The following is a 21,800-nucleotide window of genomic DNA, read 5'->3' as shown; positions in this document are numbered from 1 at the left end:
CAACATCACAGGTCCGTGACCGGACGGAATAAGCCCCTGTTCCGGTGGAGAAATTCTTGTCATGCCCCGTATACTTTGCGTGAGGGCGTCGGCGCAGAAAATCACTGCGTGGACACGATTTTTAACAGTAATGTGACGATCCGGTCGGATAGATCAGCAGGGATATCCAAGAACCATATCGGCACCAATTTGCGCGAGATTTTGTCAGATGGGCAGGTTTCAGCCGGAAATCTCATTGGACGCAAAGAGTCATTTGCGACCCGTGTTCTACAAGGCAATGTGAACGGGCCGTGCGGCTCTACTTTGCCTGCGCCGCACAAGCACCTACTATTCCGTACCCCTTCCTTCCGCGGGCAGGTTTGTGACATACACAAAATCCTGCCCGCGTTTTTCGTTTCGCGTAAGGTTCGGGTTTCGCGGCATAAATTTGCGCACAACGAGGATGTGAACTATCGGTTGTTGAAAAACAGCCGTTCTGGACTAATTCTGCGGGTAAAATTCCAGAAGGGGCAGAAATCATGCGAATCTCTAAATTCTTCCTGGTCGCGGCAACCTGCGCAGGCCTTGCCGCTTGCGGCGACTCTTTGGGCGAACAGGCGTTGCTTGGCGGCGGCGCGGGGGCCTTGGGTGCGGCGGTGCTCAGCGCTGACCCGTTCGTCGGGGCTGCGGTCGGTGCCGCAGGCAACGTGCTGTACTGCAAGACCCAGCAGAACTGCTACTAACCTAAATTCCGGGGCGCCCGTCGCCCCTGCTGTCATCGTGCGAAACGCTGTTACAGGGCTTGGGCCCCGTAACAGCGTTTCGTTTCTACTGAATACCAAGATAAAGGACGTTCCATGTTCAACAAGATCCTGATCGCAAACCGGGGCGAGATCGCCTGCCGGGTTATCAAGACTGCGCGTAAGATGGGTATCGGCACGGTTGCCATTTATTCGGACGCAGACCGACAGGCGTTGCACGTGTCGATGGCAGACGAGGCCGTGCATATCGGCCCACCGCCCGCGAACCAATCTTATATCGTAATCGATAAGGTGATGGACGCCATTCGCCAAAGCGGCGCGCAGGCTGTGCACCCTGGTTACGGCTTTCTGTCAGAGAATTCAAAATTTGCCGAGGCGCTAGAGGCCGAAGGTGTTGCCTTTGTCGGCCCACCGAAGGGCGCGATTGAAGCGATGGGCGACAAGATCACGTCGAAGAAAATCGCTCAGGAAGCCGGCGTATCGACTGTTCCCGGCTATATGGGGTTGATCGAGGACGCAGATGAGGCGGTGAAAATCTCGAATGAGATCGGCTATCCCGTCATGATCAAGGCCAGCGCCGGGGGCGGCGGTAAAGGCATGCGGATTGCGTGGAATGACGATGAAGCACGCGAGGGCTTCCAGTCATCCAAGAATGAGGCGGCAAACTCGTTCGGCGATGACCGGATTTTCATCGAGAAATTCGTGACCCAACCGCGCCATATCGAGATTCAGGTTTTGTGCGACAGCCACGGCAACGGGATTTATCTGGGCGAGCGCGAATGCTCGATCCAGCGCCGGAACCAGAAAGTGGTGGAAGAGGCGCCATCGCCTTTCCTTGATCCTGAAACCCGCAAGGCGATGGGGGAGCAGGCAGTGGCCCTGGCCAAGGCCGTGGGATATGCCAGCGCGGGCACGGTCGAGTTCATCGTCGATGGTGAAAAGAATTTCTACTTCCTTGAAATGAACACCCGTCTTCAGGTGGAACACCCCGTCACCGAACTGATCACTGGTGTCGACCTGGTCGAACAGATGATCCGTGTCGCGGCTGGTGAGAAACTTTCGATCACTCAGGATGACGTGACGCTCACCGGCTGGGCCATTGAAAATCGTCTCTATGCCGAAGATCCGTATCGCGGCTTCCTGCCGTCGATCGGTCGCTTGTCTCGCTATCGTCCACCGCAGGAAACAGCGGCTGGCCCGTTGCTGGTAAACGAAAAATGGCAAGGTGATGCGCCTGAAGGTGAGGCTGCCGTGCGCAACGATACCGGCGTCTATGAAGGCGGCGAGATCAGCATGTATTATGACCCGATGATCGCCAAGCTTTGCACTTGGGCTTCGACCCGTGAGGCGGCGATTGAGGCGATGCGCGTGGCGCTGGACAGCTTTGAGGTCGAAGGCATTGGCCACAACCTGCCGTTCCTGTCGGCAGTGATGGATCATCCGAAATTCATCAGCGGCGACATTACCACTGCATTCATTGCCGAGGAATACCCTGAGGGGTTCGAAGGTGTTGAGCTGCCCGAAACCGACCTGCGGCGCATCGCGGCGTCCTGTGCTGCCATGTACCGCGTCGCCGAAATCCGCCGCACTCGTGTCTCTGGCCGGATGGACAACCACGAGCGCAAGGTTGGCAAACGCTGGAATGTCGCGCTGCAGGGGCAGGAGTTTGACGTAACGATCGAGGCCGACAAAGAGGGTGCGACCGTCCAATTCGCGGATGGCGAAACTCTGCGCGTCGCTTCTGAATGGACGCCAGGTGACCAATTGGCGGTTTTGGATGTGAATGACAGTCCGCTGGTTCTGAAGGTCGACAAAATCTCGGGCGGGTTCCGTATTCGTAACCGGGGTGCCGACCTGAAAGTGCATGTACGTCGCCCACGTCAGGCGGAACTGGCCCGTCTGATGCCGGAAAAACTGCCACCGGATACCTCGAAAATGCTGCTCTGCCCGATGCCGGGTTTGATCGTGAAGATCGACGTTGAAGTGGGGCAGGAGGTGCAGGAAGGTCAGGCGCTGTGCACCGTCGAGGCGATGAAGATGGAAAACATCCTGCGCGCCGAGAAGAAGGGCACCGTAGCCAAGATCAACGCAGGCCCTGGCGACAGCCTCGCTGTGGATGATGTGATCATCGAGTTCGAGTGATAATGACCGCGTTTTCGCCATATACCCCAACATTCCCGGCGTCTTGCGCCGGGTATCTGGGTCGTGGCGGAAACGCTCAGCCGCCCTCGCGCCGATCGCGAATCTCGCGTTCGCGCAGTGGCGTCTTGTCGATGGAGCGGCCAATCTCGCGCACGCTCCACGGGGACGGTTTGCGCAGTTTCACCACTCCGTCCTTATCGACGAACACCATCTGGAAACCGCGCGGACGCAATTGCGATCGAATCGGGGATCGGGCCGACGGGTCGGTGTCGGTCAGCACGATCACATCGCGGTCACGCATGGCTGCTTCGCCTTCGATCAGCATGTCGATCTGTTGCTGGAATCGCGGGTCGGCGGATGTGTCGGCAAAGACGACGATGGGCCGTTTGACCCATAAAAACTCACTGAGTTCGCTGTCGCCGACGGGCCGAACATATTCGTCATCCGCAGGCGCGGACCCGTCGGCGGCCAATGCGGCCAACGGGAATAGTGCCGAGAAAACAAAGGCAAGCGTTCGTGTCATAGGGCCTCCTGTTCATTCGAATATAGCCCCTGTGCCGATGAATGCGACCGGCGATTTGCCCGGCACGTTCAAAAACTTGCGTTTGACCGGGTCTGAAACGGCCCTTCTGAACATCACATCGCGCGGGCAACGCCCCGGCGCGACGGGAATTAAGAAAAGGATATCGCCATGACCGATACGAAAGACTGGCAGGCACTGGCCGAGAAAGAGCTGCGTGGACGTCCGTTGGACGACCTTACCAAGGAAACTCTGGAAGGCATCGACGTCAAACCGCTTTACACGCAGGAAGACACAGCCGATCTGCCCCATATGGGTACGCTGCCTGGCTTTGGGCCGTTCACGCGTGGGGTTAAGGCCACAATGTATGCGGGCCGTCCGTGGACGATCCGCCAATATGCCGGTTTCTCGACCGCCGAGGAATCGAATGCCTTCTACCGCCGCAATCTGGCTGCCGGTCAGCAGGGTGTTTCGGTCGCCTTCGATCTGGCAACACACCGCGGCTATGACAGCGACCACCCGCGTGTTGTCGGTGACGTAGGCAAGGCTGGTGTTGCCATCGACAGTGTCGAGGACATGAAGATTCTGTTCGACGGTATCCCGCTGGATAAAGTTTCAGTTTCGATGACCATGAACGGCGCAGTGATCCCGATCCTGGCCAACTTCATCGTTGCGGGCGAAGAGCAGGGGCATGACAAATCTGTTCTGTCGGGCACCATTCAGAACGACATTCTGAAAGAGTTCATGGTTCGGAACACCTATATCTATCCGCCTGAACCTTCGATGAAGATCATCTCGGATATCATCGAATACACCTCGAACGAGATGCCCAAGTTCAACTCGATCTCGATCTCGGGCTACCACATGCAAGAGGCCGGCGCGAACCTGGTGCAAGAGCTGGCCTATACGCTGGCCGACGGCCGCGAATACGTGCGCGCCGCGACCGAGGCCGGGATGGATGTGGACAAATTTGCGGGCCGTTTGTCCTTCTTCTTTGCCATTGGCATGAACTTCTTCATGGAGATTGCCAAGCTGCGCGCTGCGCGCACCCTGTGGCACCGGGTCATGACTGACTTCGGGGCAAAATCCGAACGGTCGAAAATGCTGCGGACCCACTGCCAGACGTCGGGCGTGTCGTTGCAGGAACAGGACCCCTATAACAACGTGATCCGCACCGCCTATGAAGCGATGAGCGCGGTTCTGGGCGGCACCCAGTCGCTGCATACCAATGCCTTGGACGAAGCGATCGCGCTGCCCACCGATTTCTCGGCCCGCATTGCGCGGAACACGCAGCTGGTGCTGCAGGAAGAGACCGGCGTGACCGATGTGGTCGATCCGCTGGCCGGGTCTTACTACGTCGAAAGCCTGACCAATGAGCTGGTCGAAAAGGCCTGGGCCTTGATGGAAGAGGTCGAAGAGATGGGCGGCATGACCAAGGCCGTCGCCTCGGGCATGCCTAAGCTGCGCATCGAAGAGAGCGCCGCCCGCCGTCAGGCCATGATCGACCGGGGCGATGAAGTGATCGTCGGCGTCAACAAATACCGCAAGGAACAGGAAGACCCGATCGACATTTTGGACGTCGACAACGTCGCCGTGCGTGAGGCTCAGGTCGCGCGTCTGGAACGTATCCGCGCCACCCGCGACGAAGCTGCATGTCAGGCTGCACTTGATGTTCTGACCAAGACCGCCAAAGAGGGCGGAAACCTGCTGGCGGCTGCAGTTGAAGCCGCCCGTGCCCGCGCATCCGTAGGAGAGATCAGCATGGCAATGGAGAAAGAATTCGGCCGTCATCGTGCCGAAGTGAAAACGTTGGCTGGCGTCTATGGTGCCGCCTATGAAGGTGACGAAGGCTTTGCCGCGATTCAGAAGTCCATCGAAGATTTCGCCGAAGCCGAGGGCCGCCGCCCGCGTCTGCTGGTCGTCAAGATGGGGCAGGACGGGCACGACCGGGGCGCGAAAGTGATCGCCACGGCATTTGCGGATATCGGTTTTGACGTGGATGTCGGGCCGCTGTTCCAGACCCCGGCTGAGGCCGCACAGGATGCAGTGGACAACGATGTGCACGTGGTTGGCATCTCGTCCCAGGCCGCGGGGCACAAGACACTGGCGCCGCAACTGGTTGAGGAACTCAAGAAGGCCGGGGCCGAAGACATCATCGTGATCTGTGGTGGCGTCATTCCTCAGCAGGATTACCAGTTCCTCTATGACCACGGCGTGAAGGCAATCTTCGGTCCGGGCACCAATATCCCCGAGGCGGCGCAGGACATTCTGCGTCTGATTGGCGAAGCCAAAAGCTGAAATCAGCCAAGATTTTGCAACGAAAAATCTTGTGGTTTTGTGCCTTTGGCGAAAACATGCGACCAGATCCTTCGGGGTCTGGTCAAATTTTTTGGGGAGGACGCGCGTGCTACTGGATCATCTGGCCGTTGCTGGCGAGACATTGGAGGAAGCTTCCGCCCATATCGAACAAGCCTTGGGAGTGCCGCTGCAGGATGGCGGCAAACACGATGCTTTCGGTACACACAACCGGCTTTTGGGTCTGCGGGACGGGCTGTACCTAGAGGCCATCGCAATTGATCCGCAGGTTCCAATGGTGGAACGGACAAGGTGGTTCGACCTCGACCAGTTCGCCGGGTCACCTCGTTTGACCAACTGGATCTGCCGGGTCCCTGATATCGAGACTTCGTTGTCCGCCTTCCCCAATGGTGTGGGGCTGCCTATTGAACTGACTCGAGGCGCGTTGAGGTGGCAAATGGCGGTCCCGCCGAATGGGAGGCTGCCGTTTGACAATCTGTTTCCGGCGCTCATTCAATGGCATGGTGATTTGCACCCAGCGCAGATGTTGCAGGATAGTGGTTGCCGCTTGCAACGCTTGGTTGTTTATCACCCCGAAGCGTTGGATCTGGCCCGGCTACTGGGTAATCTAGAGAAGGTGGTGTTCGACACCGGGCCAGCCGCGCTGCGGGCTGAGTTCGAAACGCCCCATGGCCCGCGCGTGCTGGAATGATCATCCGGCAGGCTCAGGTCGAGGACGCAGAGGCGATCGCAGCGATCACCAATGCAATTATCCGCGACACGCAGGTTACTTTCACCACAGATGAGCGCAGTATAGAAAGCATAGCCGCTGATATTGAGGCGCGCGGACCTGCCTATGTGGTCGTTGAAGATACCGCGCAGGTTATGGGCTTCGCCACTTATGGTCGGTTTCGTACGGGCCCGGGCTATTCCCAGTGCCGCGAGCACACGATCCAACTGGCCCCTCAAGTTCGAGGGCAGGGGGCTGGACGCGCCTTGATGGTTGCCCTCGAAACGGCAGCGCGTGCTGACGGAGTGCATGTCTTGGTGGCCGGGATTTCGTCGGCCAATACGGATGCAATAGCCTTTCATTCCGCGCTTGGGTTTGTGCAGGTTGGCCACATGCCCGAAGTCGGGTTCAAATGGGGTAAAAGGCTGGATCTTGTGCTGATGCAAAAAATTCTTTCTGTGGAGTGATCTGTCGCACCTGACAGTTGCGATTTGGGGCGCTAGGGTGCCCTCATGTCGATCTGGACCCGTATATCCGATGCGCTTAGCGCGCTGGCCCAAGGTGAAAGCCTGACGGCTGTATTTGAGAAACTGCGTACGCCGCCTGAACGCTCGGTCGCGTTTGCAATTGCCGTGATTGCGTTGGGCGCAAAGATGGCCAAGGCCGACGGACAAGTAACGCGGGATGAGGTCACGGCCTTTCGCGACGTTTTCCAGATCGCGCGCGACGATGAGGCCGGAGCGGCCCGCGTCTTCGATATGGCTCGGACCGATGTTGCAGGATACCAGGACTATGCCCGCAAGATCGCCCGCATGTTTGAAGATGACAGCACAACCTTGTGCGATTTGATGGAAGGGTTGTTCCACATTGCCATGGCCGATGGGTTCTATCACCCGAACGAGAATGAATTTCTGGAGGAGGTCAGCCGCATTTTCGGCCAGACCGAAGCGCAATTCATGGCCCTGCGCGAACGTTTCGTTCCGGATGCGCCCAAAGATCCATATACGGTGCTGGGTGTGCCGCATGACATGCCTCTGCCTGATATTCGCAAGGTTTGGCGTCAATTGGTGCGCGAAACGCACCCCGACGCTATGATGGCGCGCGGTGTGCCCGAGGAAGCCGTCCGTCTAGCCGAAAAGAAGATGATCGACATCAACCGCGCCTGGGATGAGATCAACGGCGCGCGGGCTTAATCTGCATGCGGCTGGCGACCTATAACATTGAATGGTTCGCTAACCTATTTGACCGCAAAGATAATCTGGTCGTCGACGACAGCTGGTCCGGTCGCCACAATGTCACCAAGGCACAACAGGTTGAGGCTATCGCCAAGGTTCTGACAGCGCTCGACGCGGACGCGATCCTGATCGTCGAGGCGCCGAATACCGGGAAAACGCAAAACACCATCCGCGCGTTGCAGAAGTTTGCCGAGGCATTTGCCCTTCGCACCTCTCATGCGGTTATGGGGTTTGCCAACGATACCCATCAGGAACTGGCTTTATTGTACGATCCCGATGCGCTGAAAGTGCGGCATGATCCGATCGCAGGTAACGCGGCGGCCCCGCGTTTTGACGAAGTGTTTCATATCGACCTCGATATCGACGCGACCGAAGATCGCGTACAGTTTTCCAAGCCGCCAATGGAATTGGCAGTGGAGACCCGTGATGGGGCGCATTTTCGTTTGATCGGCGCACATCTGAAATCCAAGGCGCCGCACGGTGCAGGATCTCGGGACGAGGCGATCCGCATTTCTATTGCGAACCGCCGCAAGCAACTGGCTCAGGCGGTATGGCTGTCTCGGCGTGTGCAAGGGCATATCGAGGCCGATGAAAAGGTTATCCTGCTGGGCGACCTGAATGACGGGCCGGGGCTGGATGAGTTCGAAAACCTGTTTGGGCGCTCTTCAGTTGAGATTCTTCTGCTGACCGGCTTGTTTGATCCAAACGCCGCAAGGACAGACGCTGCGCCATCAACGGCTCGGTTTGCCCGCGCGGACGGGCAGTATCTTGAGGCTTTGCTAGATTATATCATGGTGAGTGAAACCTTGCGTGCACGGCGCCCGGCCTGGAGAATCTGGCATCCGTTCAAAGATTCAGGGTGTCTGGCTTCGCCGGACCTGCAGCAAGCCCTGTTGACAGCCTCGGATCATTTTCCGGTGACACTGGATATCGACCTGTAGCCTTTCATCAATAGGTGACACTGCCTATATTCAGGTCATGAAACACCTTTTTCCGATTTGTGCGCTTTCGATCTTAGTGGCACTGCCCGCTCATGCCGAAGAAGACACTGGCAAATCCCTGATGGAGCAGGGGGCCGAGCTGTTTTTTGAAGGTCTGCGTCAGGAAATGGAGCCCGCGCTTGAGGATCTGCAAGGGCTGGTCAGCCAATTCGGCCCGGCGATGCAGTCGTTTTTTGAAGAAATGGGGCCAGCTCTGGCTGAAATGGCTGGTGAGATCGAGGATTGGAGCGCTTATGAGGTGCCCGAGATGCTGCCTAATGGCGACATCATCATCCGCAAGAAGCCGCCTCAGGATCAGCTGGAAACGCCAGAGCAACCCGAAGATGAGGATGGTGCGACTGAAATCTGACTGTCAGTCCCGAACGATCACGTGGGTTTCGGATTTCAGGGCATTTGCCAGCGAGTTGAGGCGCGATTCTGCCACTTCGTTGAACAAGGGACTACCGGCTTTGGGCAGCAACAGCTCGAGCTTGCGCTTTTTCGGGTAGAACCGCAGGGTGCCCATGGTGGCGTCGCTCTGCATCCAAAGCATGGCACCGAAGCGCATGGCTTTGCCCAGAATCTCGGCCTGTTTCTGTTCTTTCTCATCCAGCAGTTTATACAGCGGTTCGAACCGGTTACCCTCACGCTTGTTGCGATACCGGTGCTGCAGGGCGAGGCCGATAAAGACCCGTTCGGAATGTTTCAGCCCGCTCAGATTGGCGCGGGTAACGTAGTCAAAACAGACCTCAGCGCGATAATCGGGATGCGCGCGCCAACTGACGTCGTGCAGCAAACAGGCCGCTTTGATCAAGCGGACGCGCGTTTCAGGAGCCGATTTGAACAGCGGCATGACAAAGTCGTACAGGTGTTTTCCAAAACCGGGCAGGCGAGCATCCTTGGCTTCGGAAAAGCGGCTGGCCTCGATCAGCGGATCGCAGTCGCGCAGATTTTGCGACATTTGTTCATACAGCAACCCTTCACGGATTCCATAGCTAGAAATCGCGATGTCTTTGGGTTTGAACGTGCGGATCAGCCGCGCCAATACGTCCATCGCATAAGGGATCAGAGCCATGCGCGAACTTGAGACGCCCGCAGGGCCGCGCAGATCGTCAGGGTTGGATTTTTCGATGAACTTGATCGTCTGATGCACCTGCTTGGTGGTCATGCGGTATTCATGCAGTACGTTCAGGGGATAGCCCCGGCGTAGCATGTCCAGACGGGCAAATGCCCGCCAGCTGCCGCCCACAAGAAACAGACGATCGCGCTGTGGCCCCAACTGGTCACGCAATTCTTCCATCGTCGCCTTGATATGGGCTTTGCGCGCGCGCCGTCCGCCTTTGATGTCACGCAGCTTCAGTGGACCCAGTGCCGAAGTCAGTCGGCGTCCGACATTGCCGTCGCCGATTTCGGCCAGTTCCATGGACGAACCGCCAATGTCGCAGATCAGGCCATAGGCACCTGGCCAGCCCAGCAATACGCCCTGTGCGGAAAGGCGCGCCTCTTCTCCGCCGTCGATGATCTGAACGATCAGGCCGGTTTCCGATTTGACCTCTGCACAGAAATCCGGGCCGTCCTTGGCTTCGCGCACGGCTGCGGTGGCAACAACATGCAGGCCCGGCAACCCCAGATCATCGGCCAGCCGCCGGAACCGTCGGAGTGCGGCCAACGCGCGTACACGTCCGCGCGGATTCAATCGCCCGGTTTCCGAAAGCCCCGCGCCCAACTCGCACATAACTTTTTCATTGAAAAAATAGGCCGGAGACCGCGCGGCCCCGTCAAAGATCACCATCCGGACCGAGTTTGAGCCGACATCGACCACACCCACCCGCGATAAGGCGCGTGCCTCAGGGTTGTCGAACAACGGTTTTCCGAAAGGCCCCCAGTCCGGGATGTCGGTTGCTGCGATCTGATCCATGTCTTTTCCAGATATTCCAGCGCCAGAATGCGAAATCGCCGGGTGTGGGTCAATTGTCGGATGCGACATCTGTCATGTCCGCGTTCAAAACTCTGATGGCCAGAGCGCGAGTGATTTCCCGCTTTTCCGACAGGGCCAGGTGATCCAGCCGCGCCACGACATCGGCTGCAGTTTCAAAACGGCGGTCCATGTGTTTGACCAGATACGCGATCACGTCCGGTCCAGGGTTCAACTGACGATCGACGAACAGCTTGGCCAGAACCGCCCCCAAAAGAGCATCATCAGGCGGGTCGAGCGCCACGTGATGAGCACCCTCTATCCGGCTTTGCAGGTCGGGAAGAGGGAGTTCCCATAACTTTGGCGCCAGTCGTCCGGTCATCAAAAGTGCATGGCCTTCCGCCAACACCAGATTATGAAGGTGGAACAATGTTTTCTGCTGTTCGGGGTCATCCGCGACCATCGGAACATCTTCGATTGCAATTGGGGTACGGGCGAGGTCGGGTACATCCTCGTATTGTACGTCGCGGGCCTGAATGATCCGCCCGCCGGTTTCAGCGGCCCAGACATGAGCCAGATGTGTTTTGCCTGCCCCGGCAGGGCCGCTAAGCACCAGCTTGTTTCCAGGCCATGAGTTGGCCGAGATCATTGCAACGGCCAGCGCATTGGCTGGCGAGACAAAGAAATCCTCGCGGCCCAGAGCGGTTATGGCCGGAAGATCAAAGCTGAGTTGTTGGGGCATTTATTCGTCTTCCTGCTTCGGCATGTCGACGCCGCCATTCAGTCCGTCGAGACCGGTAAAGAGGCGGCTCTCCAGATAAATCGAGGTCAGGAACCGCGCCACTACACCCAGCGCGGCGGCAACGGGTACCGCGACCAGCATGCCCACAAAACCGAACAAGGCACCAAAGACAGACAGGGCCAGCAACAGCCAGACCGGGTGCAGCCCGACTGAGTGGCCAACCAGTTTTGGGGTCAGGAAATTGCCTTCGGTCACCTGACCCAAAGCAAAGATGCCAGCAACCAGACCAATATGAACCCAGTCACCCCAAAACTGAAACAGCGCCAGACCAATGGCAAGCGTGCCACCGATCAAGGCACCAAGATAGGGGATGAAAGTGACCAGCCCGGCAATGAAGCCCACGATCAGGCCGAATTGCAGGCCGACGATCATCAGCGCAACTGCATAGTAGGTACCCAGGATAAGGCACACGGTTCCCATGCCGCGCACGAACGAGGCCAGAACGTCGTCAATCTCACCCGCCAAGCGCTTGATTGTAGGGGCGTGATCGCGAGGCAGCAGCTCTCCGATCCGGGCGATCATGCGGTCCCAATCCAGCAGTAGGTAAACGGCAACCACCGGAACGATGACCAGAAGAACCACCACGTTTATCGCGGAGCCTAGCGAGGCGACGACCGATTGCAGAACGTCACCGGTTTTCGATTGCAAGGTTTCACCCAAGGAAACCAGCGCCTGATGCGTGCTGGATTCGCTGTCCAGCAATGATGGGAACTGTCTTTCAATGAAACCGCGCAGCTCTTTGAAGAGGCTTGGCAGCACTTCGACCAGATCAATCAGCTGCGTGATAAGGGCAGGTACGATCATCAAGATGACGAGGACAAAGCCCAGAATCCCGACAATCGTGATAACGCCCGTCGCCGCGACGCGAGACAGTCCCATCGCCTCCAACCGGTCGGCAATAGGGTCAAGGAAATAGGCAATGGCCCCGCCGATCACAAAGGGCAGTAAAACGTCGCCAAGTGCCCACAGCAGCAGCACAAATATCGCCGCAGCAATCCCCCAGTATCTGAGCTGATCCTTCACCGGCAAAGCCATGGCTGTCCTCTTGTTGTCGGCTCTTGCAGGTGTTCTTGGCGCATGCAGCCCTGTGATGCAAGCGCTACGTGGTCGGCGCGTCAGTCATGAAGTGTACCCAGTTCGGGCGTGTCGTCATGCGTGGTTTCATCCGGCCAGTTGGTGCGCCAGATTTCCGCAGACCAGTGACCGCAATGGACGGACGGGCGGTCAAAGCCGGGTAGGGGCGGTAAGAGGGGGGCAACCACGACATCGTGGCGCGGCACTGCAAAATAAGGGAAGGAATAGCGTTCCTGGCCTGAGCGGTTGACCACCCTATGAGGCGTGGACTTTAATCGCCCGCCCGACCACAGTTCCAGCATGTCGCCGATGTTGACGATAAACCCGTCCGGCGGGCAATCAGGCGTGATCCAACCTTCGTCGCGGGTCTGTACCTCAAGCCCGCCAACGGGATCAGGGGCGATGATGGTTAGGGCGTCGGTGTCTTTGTGGGGATGGATGCCATAGCCACCCTCATCCGGTTTCTGAGGCGGATAGTACAGCAGTGTCATGTTGGTCATCGGATGCCGGAAGGCATCACGCAATTGGCGCTGCTCCAACCCCAACCCGGTTTCGAGCGCGCCCAAAAGCATGTCGGCGACGTAATCCAGTTGAGACCAATAATCAAGAATGGTGCCGCGCGCGTCTGGCACCTGCGGCGGCCATACATTTGGGCCGTAAAGCGCACATTCTTTGCGAATGGGCGCTTCTTCGGCCACATCGTAGTGCAGCTTGTAACCTTCGTATTTATCGGCCTTGCCTGAACCGTCGTTCGGCGTGAAGAACCCCATGGGGATGAACCCGCGATAGTTCTCTCGGGTTATCGCCTGATCCCATTTAGCGCTTTCGTCAACGGCAAAGATAGCACGAACCTTGGACCGTACGTCTGAGACCGTTTCTTGCGAAATACCTGTGCCAGTGATCGACAAGAAACCGATCTGGGTACAAGCTTTCATCATCTCCTGAACGGCCTGATCGTATTCCGGATGCGTTCTGTCGTGCAGCGGAGTTATGTCGATTGTGGGGATACGATCCATCAATGGATCCTTACGCCTTGCCGGTTCAGCTCGGCATGGACCGGTGCAAGGTTCAATTCATGCAGGCCCTGATTGCTTTTCAATGACAGAGCAGCCGCAATACCTGCACCTTGGCCCATGACTGCACAGCAGGACATGTTGCGGGTGGCGGCATGGGCAACTCTGTCTGCCCCGTGTGACCGGCCCGCGACCAATAGGCCCTTGATCCCTTTTGGCAGCATCGAACGGTAGGGGATCTGCATATACCGTCCCGTGGTGGGCAATATCAGGATACCGTACCCGTCGATGAATTCGGGATAGATGCCAATCGTGTCCTCGAACCGGCCCTGATGGCGGGCGTCGTCCTCGGTCATATTGTAGACCGCATCGATCTTGCGGGTGTCGCGGATGCCGATGGTCATGCCGAAATTCCGCAAACGCGCGTTTTCGCAGCCGGGCATAAAACGGCGCAGCGCCTCGATAGCCAGCATCGACTGGCGGCGGCCTTCGATTTCGCCACGGGTCAGGCTGTCAGGATCGGTGCCGTCTATCCCATCCATATGGATCAGGTTCATGTAAGTCAGCTCACCGGTATCATGCACCGCACCCCATGTGCCCGCGATAGTGTTCAGATGCGGCGGGATCAGTCCTTGTTCGATGGCCTGCTGGAACGGTTTCTTGACGAAGGGCGAGAACATGTCGTCCTCTTTGCCCGATGTTTCGATGTTCCACTCACCGCCGCCGCCCCAATCCTTGTAGGTCTGCGGGTCGGCCTTGACGCCCTCCATGAAGGCGCGCTTGTCGACGCCCGCCAGATGGAACATGACCGAGGCCGCCATCATTTCCTCAGGCGCGGTCTTGAAGGTTGGCGCGCCCGCGCGATGGGCCACGTCGGCGTCACCCGTGGCGTCAATCACAACGCGGGCCAGAATTGCTTCGCGCCCGGCCTTGGATTCGGTGATGATGCCGGTGATCCGATCGCCCTCTAGGATCGGGGCAACAAATTGCCGGTGCAGCATCGGATGCACGCCAGCCTCCTCAACCAGTTTGTCGGCCACCAGCTTAAAACCTTCGCTGTCCAGCTCATAGCTGAGCGATTGGCTTTCCGGCACCGCCGCACCCATCTCTTTGGCGCGGGTTTCGAACTCCAGACCGATGCCACCGGCCTCGACGGTCTGCTCATGGCGGTACCAAGCGAAACCCTCAACGCCAACAGCGGTGATATTTCCGCCCATGCAGCCGAACCGATCGACCAGAGACACTTCGGCCCCTGCACGTGCCGCGGCCAGCGCTGCGGACAATCCAGCGGGGCCTGAACCAACGACCAAAACGTCAGTTTCATGGACAACAGGGATCTGACGGGCGGGTTCCTGAATGGTCTGCATTGGTGCCTCATTGGTTTTACACTGTCGATACCATCGAAAACCCTAACTGGTGGGTCAATCAGAAAACCGACCGGCTTCGGGTCGCAAAATCACCAATGGCCGATTGCCCCCGGCGGGGCTTTGGAATAATGACCTTTGAAGTCCAAATTCACCTTTAAAGGTTCAAAATGCGCCTCAGCCGTTACTTTCTGCCCGTTCTCAAGGAAAACCCGTCCGAGGCTCAGATCGTCAGCCACCGGCTGATGCTGCGCGCCGGGATGATCAAGCAGGCTGCCGCCGGAATTTATTCCTGGTTGCCGCTGGGTTTCAAAGTCCTGCGCAAGCTGGAAAACATCGTGCACGAGGAGCAGGCGCGCGCTGGTCACATCGCGATTCAGATGCCAATCCTGCAATCGGCAGACTTGTGGCGCGAGTCTGGCCGTTACGACGACTACGGTCAGGAAATGCTGCGGATGCAGGACCGTCACGGCCGCGACATGCTGTATACGCCGACCGCCGAGGAATTGGTGACCGATATCTTCCGCGGCCATGTCAGCAGCTACAAGGACCTGCCGCTGACCCTGTACCAGATCCAGTGGAAATTCCGCGACGAGATCCGTCCGCGTTTCGGCGTGATGCGCGGGCGCGAGTTCTATATGAAGGACGGCTATAACTTTGACCTGAACAAAGAAGACGCATTGCACGCTTACAACCGTCACTTGGTCAGCTATCTGCGCACCTATGAACGAATGGGCCTGCAGGCCATCCCAATGCGCGCCGATTCCGGCCCCATCGGTGGCGATGACACGCATGAATTCCTGGTATTGGCCGATACCGGTGAGTCTGAGGTCTTCTATGACAGCGCTGTTACTGATCTGACCTTTGGCGACCGTCAGATTGATTATGACAACCGTGAACAGTGTCAGGCCATCCTGGAAGAGTTCACCTCGAAATACGCCCGCACAGACGAGACCCACGACGAGGCACTCTTCAACGAAATCCCCGAAGAACGGCGCCGCGTGGCGCGCGGGATCGAGGTCGGCCAGATCTTCTATTTCGGCACCAAGTATTCCGAAGCGATGGGCGCGACGGTGCAAGGCCCTGATGGCAAACCGGTTCCAGTCCATATGGGCAGCCATGGTATCGGCGTCAGCCGCCTGATCGGTGCGATCATCGAGGCCAGCCACGACGACAAGGGCATCATCTGGCCCGAAGGAGTGACTCCGTTCCATTGCGGCATCGTCAACCTCAAGCAAGGTGATGATGAAGCCGACGCCGCATGCGACAAAATCTATGGCGCGTTGACGGCTCTGGGGCTTGAGCCGCTGTATGACGACCGCAACGAACGGGCAGGTGGCAAGTTCGCTACCATGGACCTGATCGGCTTGCCCTGGCGCATCACCGTTGGGCCGCGCGGCCTGAAAAACGGTGTGGTCGAACTGACCTGCCGCCGCACCGGCGAAAGTGAAGAGCTGAGCCCCGAGGCCGCCGTGACGAAAGTTGCTGAAATTTACGAGCGAACAGTTTGAACAGGGACTTCCACTGCTTCTTTCGGCGGACGCAGTAAAACGGGAACAGGTTAAGCCCGGTGTGGCGAGAACATCCTCGCCACACAAAACTGTATTTAGTTTTACTTGGATCGCCCGTCATACATGTGGATCGGTGCAGCAACCATCGTCCGGGACCGGCTTTTTAGCCGGACTAAAACCCTGCGCTGCAAGGTTCGGTCCAGGTGGATCTATTGGGGCCGTTTGGGCTCCGGGCGTTCAGCCAAGATATCGCCATCGGCACTGTTGCCGCGCGCCACGACGATCGGGCGCCCCAGACGTCTGACCAGATCCCTTAGTTCGAACCCTAGAAAACGTATCCCGCAGACCCTTTGATCAGTTTCGCGATCCGTAATGCACAACCGCCCCTGACGAAACACAAGGCGGTACCCTTTGTCTTTTAGGATGTCTGTCAGGCTCGCCCAGCTTGCCGCTGTGTCAAAGACGGGGCGAATGGTTGCACGTAAAAGCGCCGCAGTTTCACAATCAAGTTCTGTTGAAGAATTTCGGACTAAAATCGGGCCCAATAATTCCGTCTTACTCTTTACAAACATGAGCGACTCCCGCTCTTAAAATGGTGTCCCCCTCAGCTCTATGGTGACAAAATTTCCCAAAATAAGCAAAAGGCGAAATAAAGTTGCTTAATTGATGTGGCATATTCAGTTCAGTTGCTCACGCAATGTGCCAATTGACTTCATAACTGAAACATTAGGGGTATGTCTGTGAAATGAGTCACAACCAAGGGGGTAGCCATCATTCCCTTTGTCTCCTTTTGCCAGAGTGACCTTTCTGGCTTTTGAAGTGATTCGCGTGGAACTGCACCTCTGAATAGTCGCAGAGTTGCCTATCGTGATGCGGGGCGGGCATAACCAGCTTGACCATTTGGCGAAATGCCGAAAGGGTCGCGCCAAACTAAAATACCCGGAGCAGACATGGCCAAGACGCCCCCGCCCTTTGCCGCATTTGAATGGAAGATCGCTTGGCGATACCTGCGCGCGCGCCGGGCTGAGGGCGGCGTCAGCGTGATGACTTGGATATCGCTGATCGGGATAACACTGGCGGTGTTTGCCCTGATCGCGACGTTGTCCGTGCGGTCCGGGTTCCGATCAGAGTTCGTGGGCACCATTCTGGGGGCCAACGCGCATGTCACGGTTTATTCTGCGGGCAATTTCGATGCGCAGGGCAAACTGGATCGCACCATTGAAGATTATAACGACGTGGCTGGCCGTATTGCTCATGTGCCGGGGGTTGAGCGGGCCGCACCTCTGGTCAAAGGGCAGGTGCTGATCACCAACCGCGAGCGTAGCAGCGGTGTTGAGGTATTCGGCATCCACCCCGATGACCTGTTGGACCTGCCCGGTGTGGCCGAAAGCGAGCAGGCCGCGGGAGACCTGTCTCAGTTCCAGAATGGAGAAGACGTCATTGCCATCGGGTCCGGCGTAGCGCGCAGCATCGGTGCGACCGTTGGGGATACGGTCAAATTGACCTCGCCAAACGGGGTGAAAACGGCGTTTGGTACCTCGCCGCGTGTGAATGCCTATCGCGTGGTCTATGTGTTCTCAGCTGGACGCTATGATATCGACCGCACGCGGGTCTATATGCCCTTCGAACAGGCGCAAAGCTTTTTTAATCGGGAAGGTGTGGCCGACGAAATCGAAGTAATGGTCGATAGACCTGAGGAACTGACCCCGATCCTGATCCCCATCCTTGAGGCGGCAGGCGAGCGCAGCCAGATTTGGACTTGGCAGGACGCCTCGGGCGGGTTTCTGCGTGCGCTTGAGGTCGAAGACAACGTGATGTTCATCATCCTGTCGATCCTCGTTCTGATCGCCGCAATGAACATCGTTTCGGGCTTGATCATGTTGGTAAAGAACAAGGGCCGTGATATCGGCATCCTGCGAACAATCGGGCTGAGCGAAGGTTCGGTTCTGCGGGTCTTCTTCATCTGCGGTGCGTTCACGGGAATAATCGGAACGGCGATGGGCGTCGTTCTGGGCTGCCTGTTCGCAATCTATATCGACCCGATCTTTTCGTTCGTGAATTACATCATGGGCGGCGGTGTTTGGGATCCCTCAATTCGCGGCATCTATGCTCTGCCGGCCGAGTTGCACTTGTCGGATGTGCTCAAGGCGATTGGACTATCATTGGGTTTGTCTTTCTTTGTCACCTATTTCCCCGCCCGCCGCGCGGCGCGGCTGAACCCGGTTGAGGCGCTGCGCTATGAATGATGTGACGATGCGGCTGAACGGTCTGACCAAAACCTATCTGAAAGGCACGCCGGGCGAGGTGCAGGTGCTGCGCGGTGCCGATCTTGAACTTCGCGCGGGCGAAGCGGTGGCACTGGTCGCGCCCTCAGGGGCGGGCAAATCGACCCTTCTGCATATTGCGGGGTTGTTAGACACACCTGACGGCGGGTCGGTCGAAATCGCGGGCCAGGCTGTCAAGGGCAAGGGCGATCGGACCCGCACCACCCTGCGACGACAGGACGTGGGGTTTGTCTATCAGTTCCATCACTTGTTGCCCGAATTCACGGCACTGGAAAATATCACCTTGCCGCAACTGGCCAACGGGGTGTCCGAGAAGACGGCGCAGGCGCGGGCGATGTCTTTGCTGGATCGCGTCGGTGTTGCCGCGCGCGCGGATCACCGCCCAGCAGCACTGTCAGGGGGCGAACAACAGCGGGTTGCGTTTTGCCGGGCGCTGGCCAACAAGCCGCGTATTCTGCTGGCGGATGAGCCTACAGGCAATCTGGACCCCGAGACCTCGGATCAGGTGTTTGACGCCTTGATGGCTTTGGTGCGCGAAGAAGGGCTGTCGGCGTTGATCGCCACGCATAACATGGATCTGGCGGCGCGGATGGATCGCAAGCTGCGGCTTGAAGGCGGAGTGCTCACGCCAGTTGAGTGATGGCGACACCCGCCGCCATGACCGCAATACCACCCGCGCGCACCCATGTCAGGGGTGTGACCTGTGCGCCGAACAGGCCGAAATGGTCAATGGCTGCGGTGCTGATCAGCTGACCTAGCAACACAAAGAACACCGCGTTGCCGACGCCGAAATGCGGTGCCACATGGGTAATCGACAGCACGTAGAAGGCAATCAAAACACCCGCAAGTAAAAGGTGCTTGGGGGCTTGCGCGACTTTGGCCAGCGCGCCCATTCCGGGAAAAACCAGCATCACAAGTGCGGATGCACCGAATGCGATGGCAAACAGGACGACAGCGGCAGTGGTCGGGGATCCGATCAGTTTTCCAAGCGCGGCATTCAATGCTGCAAGGATCGGAACGCCAATCCCAGCGGCCAGCATGATGGCTGCGTATTGTGTCATTGCCCGTATCCTCCTGCTTCGTTGATCTGGATCATTGCGCCAAGCCGCTCGCCGGGCAAGCCTGCAAATGTCAATCGTGACAGGAGGATGCGATGACCAGACCGCTAATGACGGCAATTTCAATCGGAGTGCTTGCGGTGGCTTCGCAGACCGCAGCGCAGGATGTGGCAACCGGGGCCGAACTGTATCAACATTATTGCGCGACCTGCCACGGAACTGATGCAACCGGGCATGGTCCGATGGCGGGCGTGCTGGTCATTCAGCCACCAGACCTCACCAAACTGGCCGGAGAGGATGGGGTGTTTCCAACCGCCCGTGTCGTTGCGCGGATTGACGGGCGCGACCCGCTGGTTAGCCATGGCAGTCCGATGCCGGTCTACGGGCCATATTTCGACGGGCAGGACACTTCAATGAAAACCCCTGCAGGCCAACCGATACTGACAAGTCAGCCGATTGTGGATCTGGTCGCCTATCTTGAGACGTTGCAGGGGCAGTAATCCTTAGCGGCAAATGCCTTCGATCTCGGCCCCGCTCCAGGGGATGACCACGGCGCGTTCGCGTGGCTGGTCCGGCAGTTGCGCCAGATCGAAATGTTCACCCAGCATGTCGTGCAGGCGCTGCGTACGAGGGGCTTGCGGGTCAAGCGCCCGGCAACAGACATATTCCTCGACAATTGCGCCTTGTTGCTCAAACCCGTAGGCCAGAAAATCGGGCGACGTTTCCAGATCGAACAGATAGGGATCTTTGCTGCCACCGTGTTCGGCTGCGGCCCGCAGTGGGTGGTAACCGGTGGTCTTTCGGTTCTGCCATTGCCAGACATGGGTAAGCTCATGGGCCAGCAACATAGCGGCGATCAGGTTCATCTGATCAGGGAAATCGGACATGTAGTCCTCAAGATACCAGTCCTGCGTGAAATAGACCTTGTTGAACAGAGCCACAGCGGCGGGCTTGCCGGTAACAACCCCCTCTTTCGGAGGCGGCAGAATACGCTCGCGGCATGCAAGGCGGGGACGGGATTTTCGATAGTAGGTAATCGGTGCGACTGGTGCACCTTCGACCAGACGTACTCGGTCCAGATTCAGCGTGTCGCCTTGAACGGCACTCGCAAACGCGCGCTCCTGATCAGTTAGCGGTCGACCACAGGAGGCCAGCATCAACAAAAACGTCATAAAAATTCGCCAAGCCATAAACCAAGCCTAATCCGATGCATCCGCTCTGCAACAGGTTTTCACAGGCTCATCGCCAAAACGCGGCTGATTTCGGTCAGCGACCGCCCGGATTGATCCATCCATGTGTTGAAGGCGTCTTGTACGGCTGCCATTGCCTTTTTCGAACTCGGCGCTTTGTCGACGATACCTTCAGAAATCAGGCGAGCTGTTACATCCTGCGACAGGATGAAACTGTCGCGCCCAGCAAACCGCATCGCATATTGGGCCGAGGCTCCGCCAAGGCGTGAGCCGCGCTTGCCCAGCATCGCGAGCAGGCCAATGTAGTCGGTCGAAGGCCACCCGCCCAGAATGTGTCCTACTCCGCCTTCCTGACGCAGCTCTAGCAGAAAAGCCGCATTGTCCCGAACAGCGGCGATCTTGGTGCCGTTTCGTACAATGCGCTTGTCCTGCAGCAGGGTATCGAATTTCTCATCATCCATGAATGCACAGCGCCCAACGTCGAACCCGTCAAAGGCAGTCTCGAACCCCTCCCATTTGTTTTCGATGACCTTCCAGTTGAACCCTGCCTGAAAGATGGTCTTGGTGATAATAGACAACCAGCGATCATCCGGCATTTCAGCCAGCTCAGTTATGCTTTTGGGTTTGCTCAGCTTTTCGTTCAGAGCGCCCGGACCGCCGTGGCGGTTCGCGGCCATGGTGAAGATCTCGTCGAAGTGATGCATCTGCAGGGTCCTCCATTGGCAAGCTTGCGTGTTGGGCGCGCAGTTTCAAGGCCCATAATCTTGATCGCTTTACGCGTAACCGATCCTGCCAAGTTTGAAACAAGGCAGAAAAAAACAGCGGAAAAGAAAAAGAAATGCTCGACAAAAAGGGGGAATCGGGTTTCTGATTGACTCGTCAGTCAACCTCAAGCCGCAGAAAATACGAAATCCGGGGGCTGAGCGTTCTGCACGACGCAGCAGGT

21 protein-coding genes are annotated in these 21,800 nt (G+C 57.8%); 12 read left to right on the top strand and 9 right to left on the bottom strand.

Annotation, left to right across the window (positions count from 1 at the left end; all coding sequences use genetic code 11):
• Nucleotides 1–518: 518 nt before the first annotated feature.
• Entirely contained in the window at nucleotides 519–722 is a 204-nt protein-coding gene (locus GOW93_RS09000) for a hypothetical protein (protein ID WP_170383296.1), read from the top strand.
• A gap of 114 nt (nucleotides 723–836) precedes the next feature.
• The gene (locus tag GOW93_RS08995) at nucleotides 837–2,882 is read left to right on the top strand and encodes an acetyl-CoA carboxylase biotin carboxylase subunit (protein ID WP_170383295.1); all 2,046 of its coding nucleotides are present in this window, start codon (nucleotides 837–839) and stop codon (nucleotides 2,880–2,882) included.
• A gap of 76 nt (nucleotides 2,883–2,958) precedes the next feature.
• Here the strand turns inward: GOW93_RS08995 and GOW93_RS08990 are convergent, their stop codons facing one another.
• Entirely contained in the window at nucleotides 2,959–3,405 is a 447-nt protein-coding gene (locus GOW93_RS08990) for a DUF4174 domain-containing protein (RefSeq protein WP_170383294.1), read from the bottom strand.
• A 168-nt stretch (nucleotides 3,406–3,573) separates the two neighbouring features.
• Between GOW93_RS08990 and scpA the strand changes: the two genes are divergently transcribed.
• The 6 genes from scpA to GOW93_RS08960 all read left to right on the top strand — a co-directional run bounded on the left by scpA (nucleotide 3,574) and on the right by GOW93_RS08960 (nucleotide 9,012).
• Nucleotides 3,574–5,700, top strand: coding sequence for a methylmalonyl-CoA mutase (gene scpA, locus GOW93_RS08985; RefSeq protein ID WP_170383292.1), 2,127 nt, complete (start codon nucleotides 3,574–3,576; stop codon nucleotides 5,698–5,700).
• A 106-nt stretch (nucleotides 5,701–5,806) separates the two neighbouring features.
• A complete protein-coding gene (locus tag GOW93_RS08980; protein ID WP_170383290.1) occupies nucleotides 5,807–6,409 on the top strand; it encodes a VOC family protein in 603 nt (200 codons plus the stop codon).
• Nucleotides 6,406–6,894: a GNAT family N-acetyltransferase gene (locus tag GOW93_RS08975; protein WP_170383288.1), complete on the top strand. Its 489-nt coding sequence runs from the start codon at nucleotides 6,406–6,408 to the stop codon at nucleotides 6,892–6,894. The genes GOW93_RS08980 and GOW93_RS08975 overlap by 4 nt, the downstream gene beginning before the upstream one ends.
• 45 nt (nucleotides 6,895–6,939) lie before the next feature.
• The gene (locus tag GOW93_RS08970; RefSeq protein WP_170383286.1) at nucleotides 6,940–7,620 is read left to right on the top strand and encodes a molecular chaperone DjiA; all 681 of its coding nucleotides are present in this window, start codon (nucleotides 6,940–6,942) and stop codon (nucleotides 7,618–7,620) included.
• A 5-nt stretch (nucleotides 7,621–7,625) separates the two neighbouring features.
• Nucleotides 7,626–8,603 carry an endonuclease/exonuclease/phosphatase family protein gene (locus GOW93_RS08965; protein WP_170383284.1) on the top strand — a complete coding sequence of 326 codons (978 nt, stop codon included), beginning with the start codon at nucleotides 7,626–7,628 and terminating at the stop codon, nucleotides 8,601–8,603.
• 37 nt (nucleotides 8,604–8,640) lie between these two features.
• Nucleotides 8,641–9,012: a hypothetical protein gene (locus GOW93_RS08960; RefSeq protein ID WP_170383282.1), complete on the top strand. Its 372-nt coding sequence runs from the start codon at nucleotides 8,641–8,643 to the stop codon at nucleotides 9,010–9,012.
• Between the two features lie 3 nt (nucleotides 9,013–9,015).
• On the opposite strand, the gene GOW93_RS08955 is transcribed toward GOW93_RS08960, so the two are convergent.
• From GOW93_RS08955 to GOW93_RS08935, 5 genes are all read right to left on the bottom strand, one after another.
• Nucleotides 9,016–10,560: a Ppx/GppA family phosphatase gene (locus tag GOW93_RS08955; RefSeq protein WP_170383790.1), complete on the bottom strand. Its 1,545-nt coding sequence runs from the start codon at nucleotides 10,558–10,560 to the stop codon at nucleotides 9,016–9,018.
• 49 nt (nucleotides 10,561–10,609) lie between these two features.
• Nucleotides 10,610–11,299 carry an HdaA/DnaA family protein gene (locus GOW93_RS08950; RefSeq protein ID WP_170383280.1) on the bottom strand — a complete coding sequence of 230 codons (690 nt, stop codon included), beginning with the start codon at nucleotides 11,297–11,299 and terminating at the stop codon, nucleotides 10,610–10,612.
• Nucleotides 11,300–12,394 carry an AI-2E family transporter gene (locus tag GOW93_RS08945; protein ID WP_170383278.1) on the bottom strand — a complete coding sequence of 365 codons (1,095 nt, stop codon included), beginning with the start codon at nucleotides 12,392–12,394 and terminating at the stop codon, nucleotides 11,300–11,302.
• Between the two features lie 80 nt (nucleotides 12,395–12,474).
• Entirely contained in the window at nucleotides 12,475–13,449 is a 975-nt protein-coding gene (locus GOW93_RS08940; RefSeq protein ID WP_170383276.1) for an isopenicillin N synthase family dioxygenase, read from the bottom strand.
• A complete protein-coding gene (locus tag GOW93_RS08935) occupies nucleotides 13,449–14,813 on the bottom strand; it encodes an FAD-dependent oxidoreductase (RefSeq protein WP_170383274.1) in 1,365 nt (454 codons plus the stop codon). The genes GOW93_RS08940 and GOW93_RS08935 overlap by 1 nt, the downstream gene beginning before the upstream one ends.
• 167 nt (nucleotides 14,814–14,980) lie before the next feature.
• Between GOW93_RS08935 and proS the strand changes: the two genes are divergently transcribed.
• From proS to GOW93_RS08920, 3 genes are all read left to right on the top strand, one after another.
• Nucleotides 14,981–16,321: a proline--tRNA ligase gene (gene proS, locus GOW93_RS08930; RefSeq protein WP_170383272.1), complete on the top strand. Its 1,341-nt coding sequence runs from the start codon at nucleotides 14,981–14,983 to the stop codon at nucleotides 16,319–16,321.
• A gap of 950 nt (nucleotides 16,322–17,271) precedes the next feature.
• Nucleotides 17,272–18,567 carry a lipoprotein-releasing ABC transporter permease subunit gene (locus tag GOW93_RS08925; RefSeq protein WP_170383270.1) on the top strand — a complete coding sequence of 432 codons (1,296 nt, stop codon included), beginning with the start codon at nucleotides 17,272–17,274 and terminating at the stop codon, nucleotides 18,565–18,567.
• On the top strand, nucleotides 18,560–19,246 hold the full coding sequence (locus GOW93_RS08920) for an ABC transporter ATP-binding protein (protein WP_170383268.1): 687 nt from the start codon (nucleotides 18,560–18,562) through the stop codon (nucleotides 19,244–19,246). Before GOW93_RS08925 ends, GOW93_RS08920 begins: the two co-directional genes overlap by 8 nt.
• Here GOW93_RS08920 and GOW93_RS08915 read toward each other — a convergent pair.
• A complete protein-coding gene (locus tag GOW93_RS08915) occupies nucleotides 19,230–19,667 on the bottom strand; it encodes a DMT family transporter (RefSeq protein WP_170383266.1) in 438 nt (145 codons plus the stop codon). The two genes, GOW93_RS08920 and GOW93_RS08915, sit on opposite strands and share 17 nt — an antisense overlap.
• Nucleotides 19,668–19,759: 92 nt before the next feature.
• On the opposite strand from GOW93_RS08915, the gene GOW93_RS08910 reads away from it, so the two are divergent.
• The gene (locus GOW93_RS08910) at nucleotides 19,760–20,164 is read left to right on the top strand and encodes a c-type cytochrome (RefSeq protein ID WP_170383264.1); all 405 of its coding nucleotides are present in this window, start codon (nucleotides 19,760–19,762) and stop codon (nucleotides 20,162–20,164) included.
• Nucleotides 20,165–20,167: 3 nt separating this feature from the next.
• Here the strand turns inward: GOW93_RS08910 and GOW93_RS08905 are convergent, their stop codons facing one another.
• Together GOW93_RS08905 and GOW93_RS08900 are read right to left on the bottom strand one after the other, a co-directional pair.
• Nucleotides 20,168–20,836, bottom strand: coding sequence for a hypothetical protein (locus tag GOW93_RS08905; protein WP_438826191.1), 669 nt, complete (start codon nucleotides 20,834–20,836; stop codon nucleotides 20,168–20,170).
• A 59-nt stretch (nucleotides 20,837–20,895) separates the two neighbouring features.
• Nucleotides 20,896–21,558 (bottom strand): DNA-3-methyladenine glycosylase I, encoded by a 663-nt coding sequence (locus tag GOW93_RS08900; RefSeq protein ID WP_170383260.1) that lies wholly within the window; start codon nucleotides 21,556–21,558, stop codon nucleotides 20,896–20,898.
• Nucleotides 21,559–21,800 lie beyond the last annotated feature (242 nt).

The sequence above is a fragment of the Ruegeria atlantica genome (assembly GCF_013032455.1).
GTDB lineage: Bacteria > Pseudomonadota > Alphaproteobacteria > Rhodobacterales > Rhodobacteraceae > Ruegeria > Ruegeria atlantica_B.
Note: the sequence above shows the minus strand (reverse complement) of the source record. Positions and strands in the feature narration are given on the sequence as shown.

Coding starts and splice junctions, on each gene's coding strand:
- GOW93_RS08970 (WP_170383286.1), top strand. CDS start 6,940: ATGTCGATCTGGACCCGTATATCCGATGCGCTTAGCGCGCTGGCCCAA.
- GOW93_RS08920 (WP_170383268.1), top strand. CDS start 18,560: ATGAATGATGTGACGATGCGGCTGAACGGTCTGACCAAAACCTATCTG.
- GOW93_RS09000 (WP_170383296.1), top strand. CDS start 519: ATGCGAATCTCTAAATTCTTCCTGGTCGCGGCAACCTGCGCAGGCCTT.
- GOW93_RS08910 (WP_170383264.1), top strand. CDS start 19,760: ATGACCAGACCGCTAATGACGGCAATTTCAATCGGAGTGCTTGCGGTG.
- GOW93_RS08940 (WP_170383276.1), bottom strand. CDS start 13,449: ATGGATCGTATCCCCACAATCGACATAACTCCGCTGCACGACAGAACG.
- proS (WP_170383272.1), top strand. CDS start 14,981: ATGCGCCTCAGCCGTTACTTTCTGCCCGTTCTCAAGGAAAACCCGTCC.
- GOW93_RS08960 (WP_170383282.1), top strand. CDS start 8,641: ATGAAACACCTTTTTCCGATTTGTGCGCTTTCGATCTTAGTGGCACTG.
- GOW93_RS08905 (WP_438826191.1), bottom strand. CDS start 20,836: ATGACGTTTTTGTTGATGCTGGCCTCCTGTGGTCGACCGCTAACTGAT.
- GOW93_RS08990 (WP_170383294.1), bottom strand. CDS start 3,405: ATGACACGAACGCTTGCCTTTGTTTTCTCGGCACTATTCCCGTTGGCC.
- GOW93_RS08900 (WP_170383260.1), bottom strand. CDS start 21,558: ATGCATCACTTCGACGAGATCTTCACCATGGCCGCGAACCGCCACGGC.
- GOW93_RS08965 (WP_170383284.1), top strand. CDS start 7,626: ATGCGGCTGGCGACCTATAACATTGAATGGTTCGCTAACCTATTTGAC.
- GOW93_RS08915 (WP_170383266.1), bottom strand. CDS start 19,667: ATGACACAATACGCAGCCATCATGCTGGCCGCTGGGATTGGCGTTCCG.
- GOW93_RS08950 (WP_170383280.1), bottom strand. CDS start 11,299: ATGCCCCAACAACTCAGCTTTGATCTTCCGGCCATAACCGCTCTGGGC.
- GOW93_RS08995 (WP_170383295.1), top strand. CDS start 837: ATGTTCAACAAGATCCTGATCGCAAACCGGGGCGAGATCGCCTGCCGG.
- scpA (WP_170383292.1), top strand. CDS start 3,574: ATGACCGATACGAAAGACTGGCAGGCACTGGCCGAGAAAGAGCTGCGT.
- GOW93_RS08945 (WP_170383278.1), bottom strand. CDS start 12,394: ATGGCTTTGCCGGTGAAGGATCAGCTCAGATACTGGGGGATTGCTGCG.
- GOW93_RS08975 (WP_170383288.1), top strand. CDS start 6,406: ATGATCATCCGGCAGGCTCAGGTCGAGGACGCAGAGGCGATCGCAGCG.
- GOW93_RS08955 (WP_170383790.1), bottom strand. CDS start 10,560: ATGGATCAGATCGCAGCAACCGACATCCCGGACTGGGGGCCTTTCGGA.
- GOW93_RS08925 (WP_170383270.1), top strand. CDS start 17,272: ATGGCCAAGACGCCCCCGCCCTTTGCCGCATTTGAATGGAAGATCGCT.
- GOW93_RS08935 (WP_170383274.1), bottom strand. CDS start 14,813: ATGCAGACCATTCAGGAACCCGCCCGTCAGATCCCTGTTGTCCATGAA.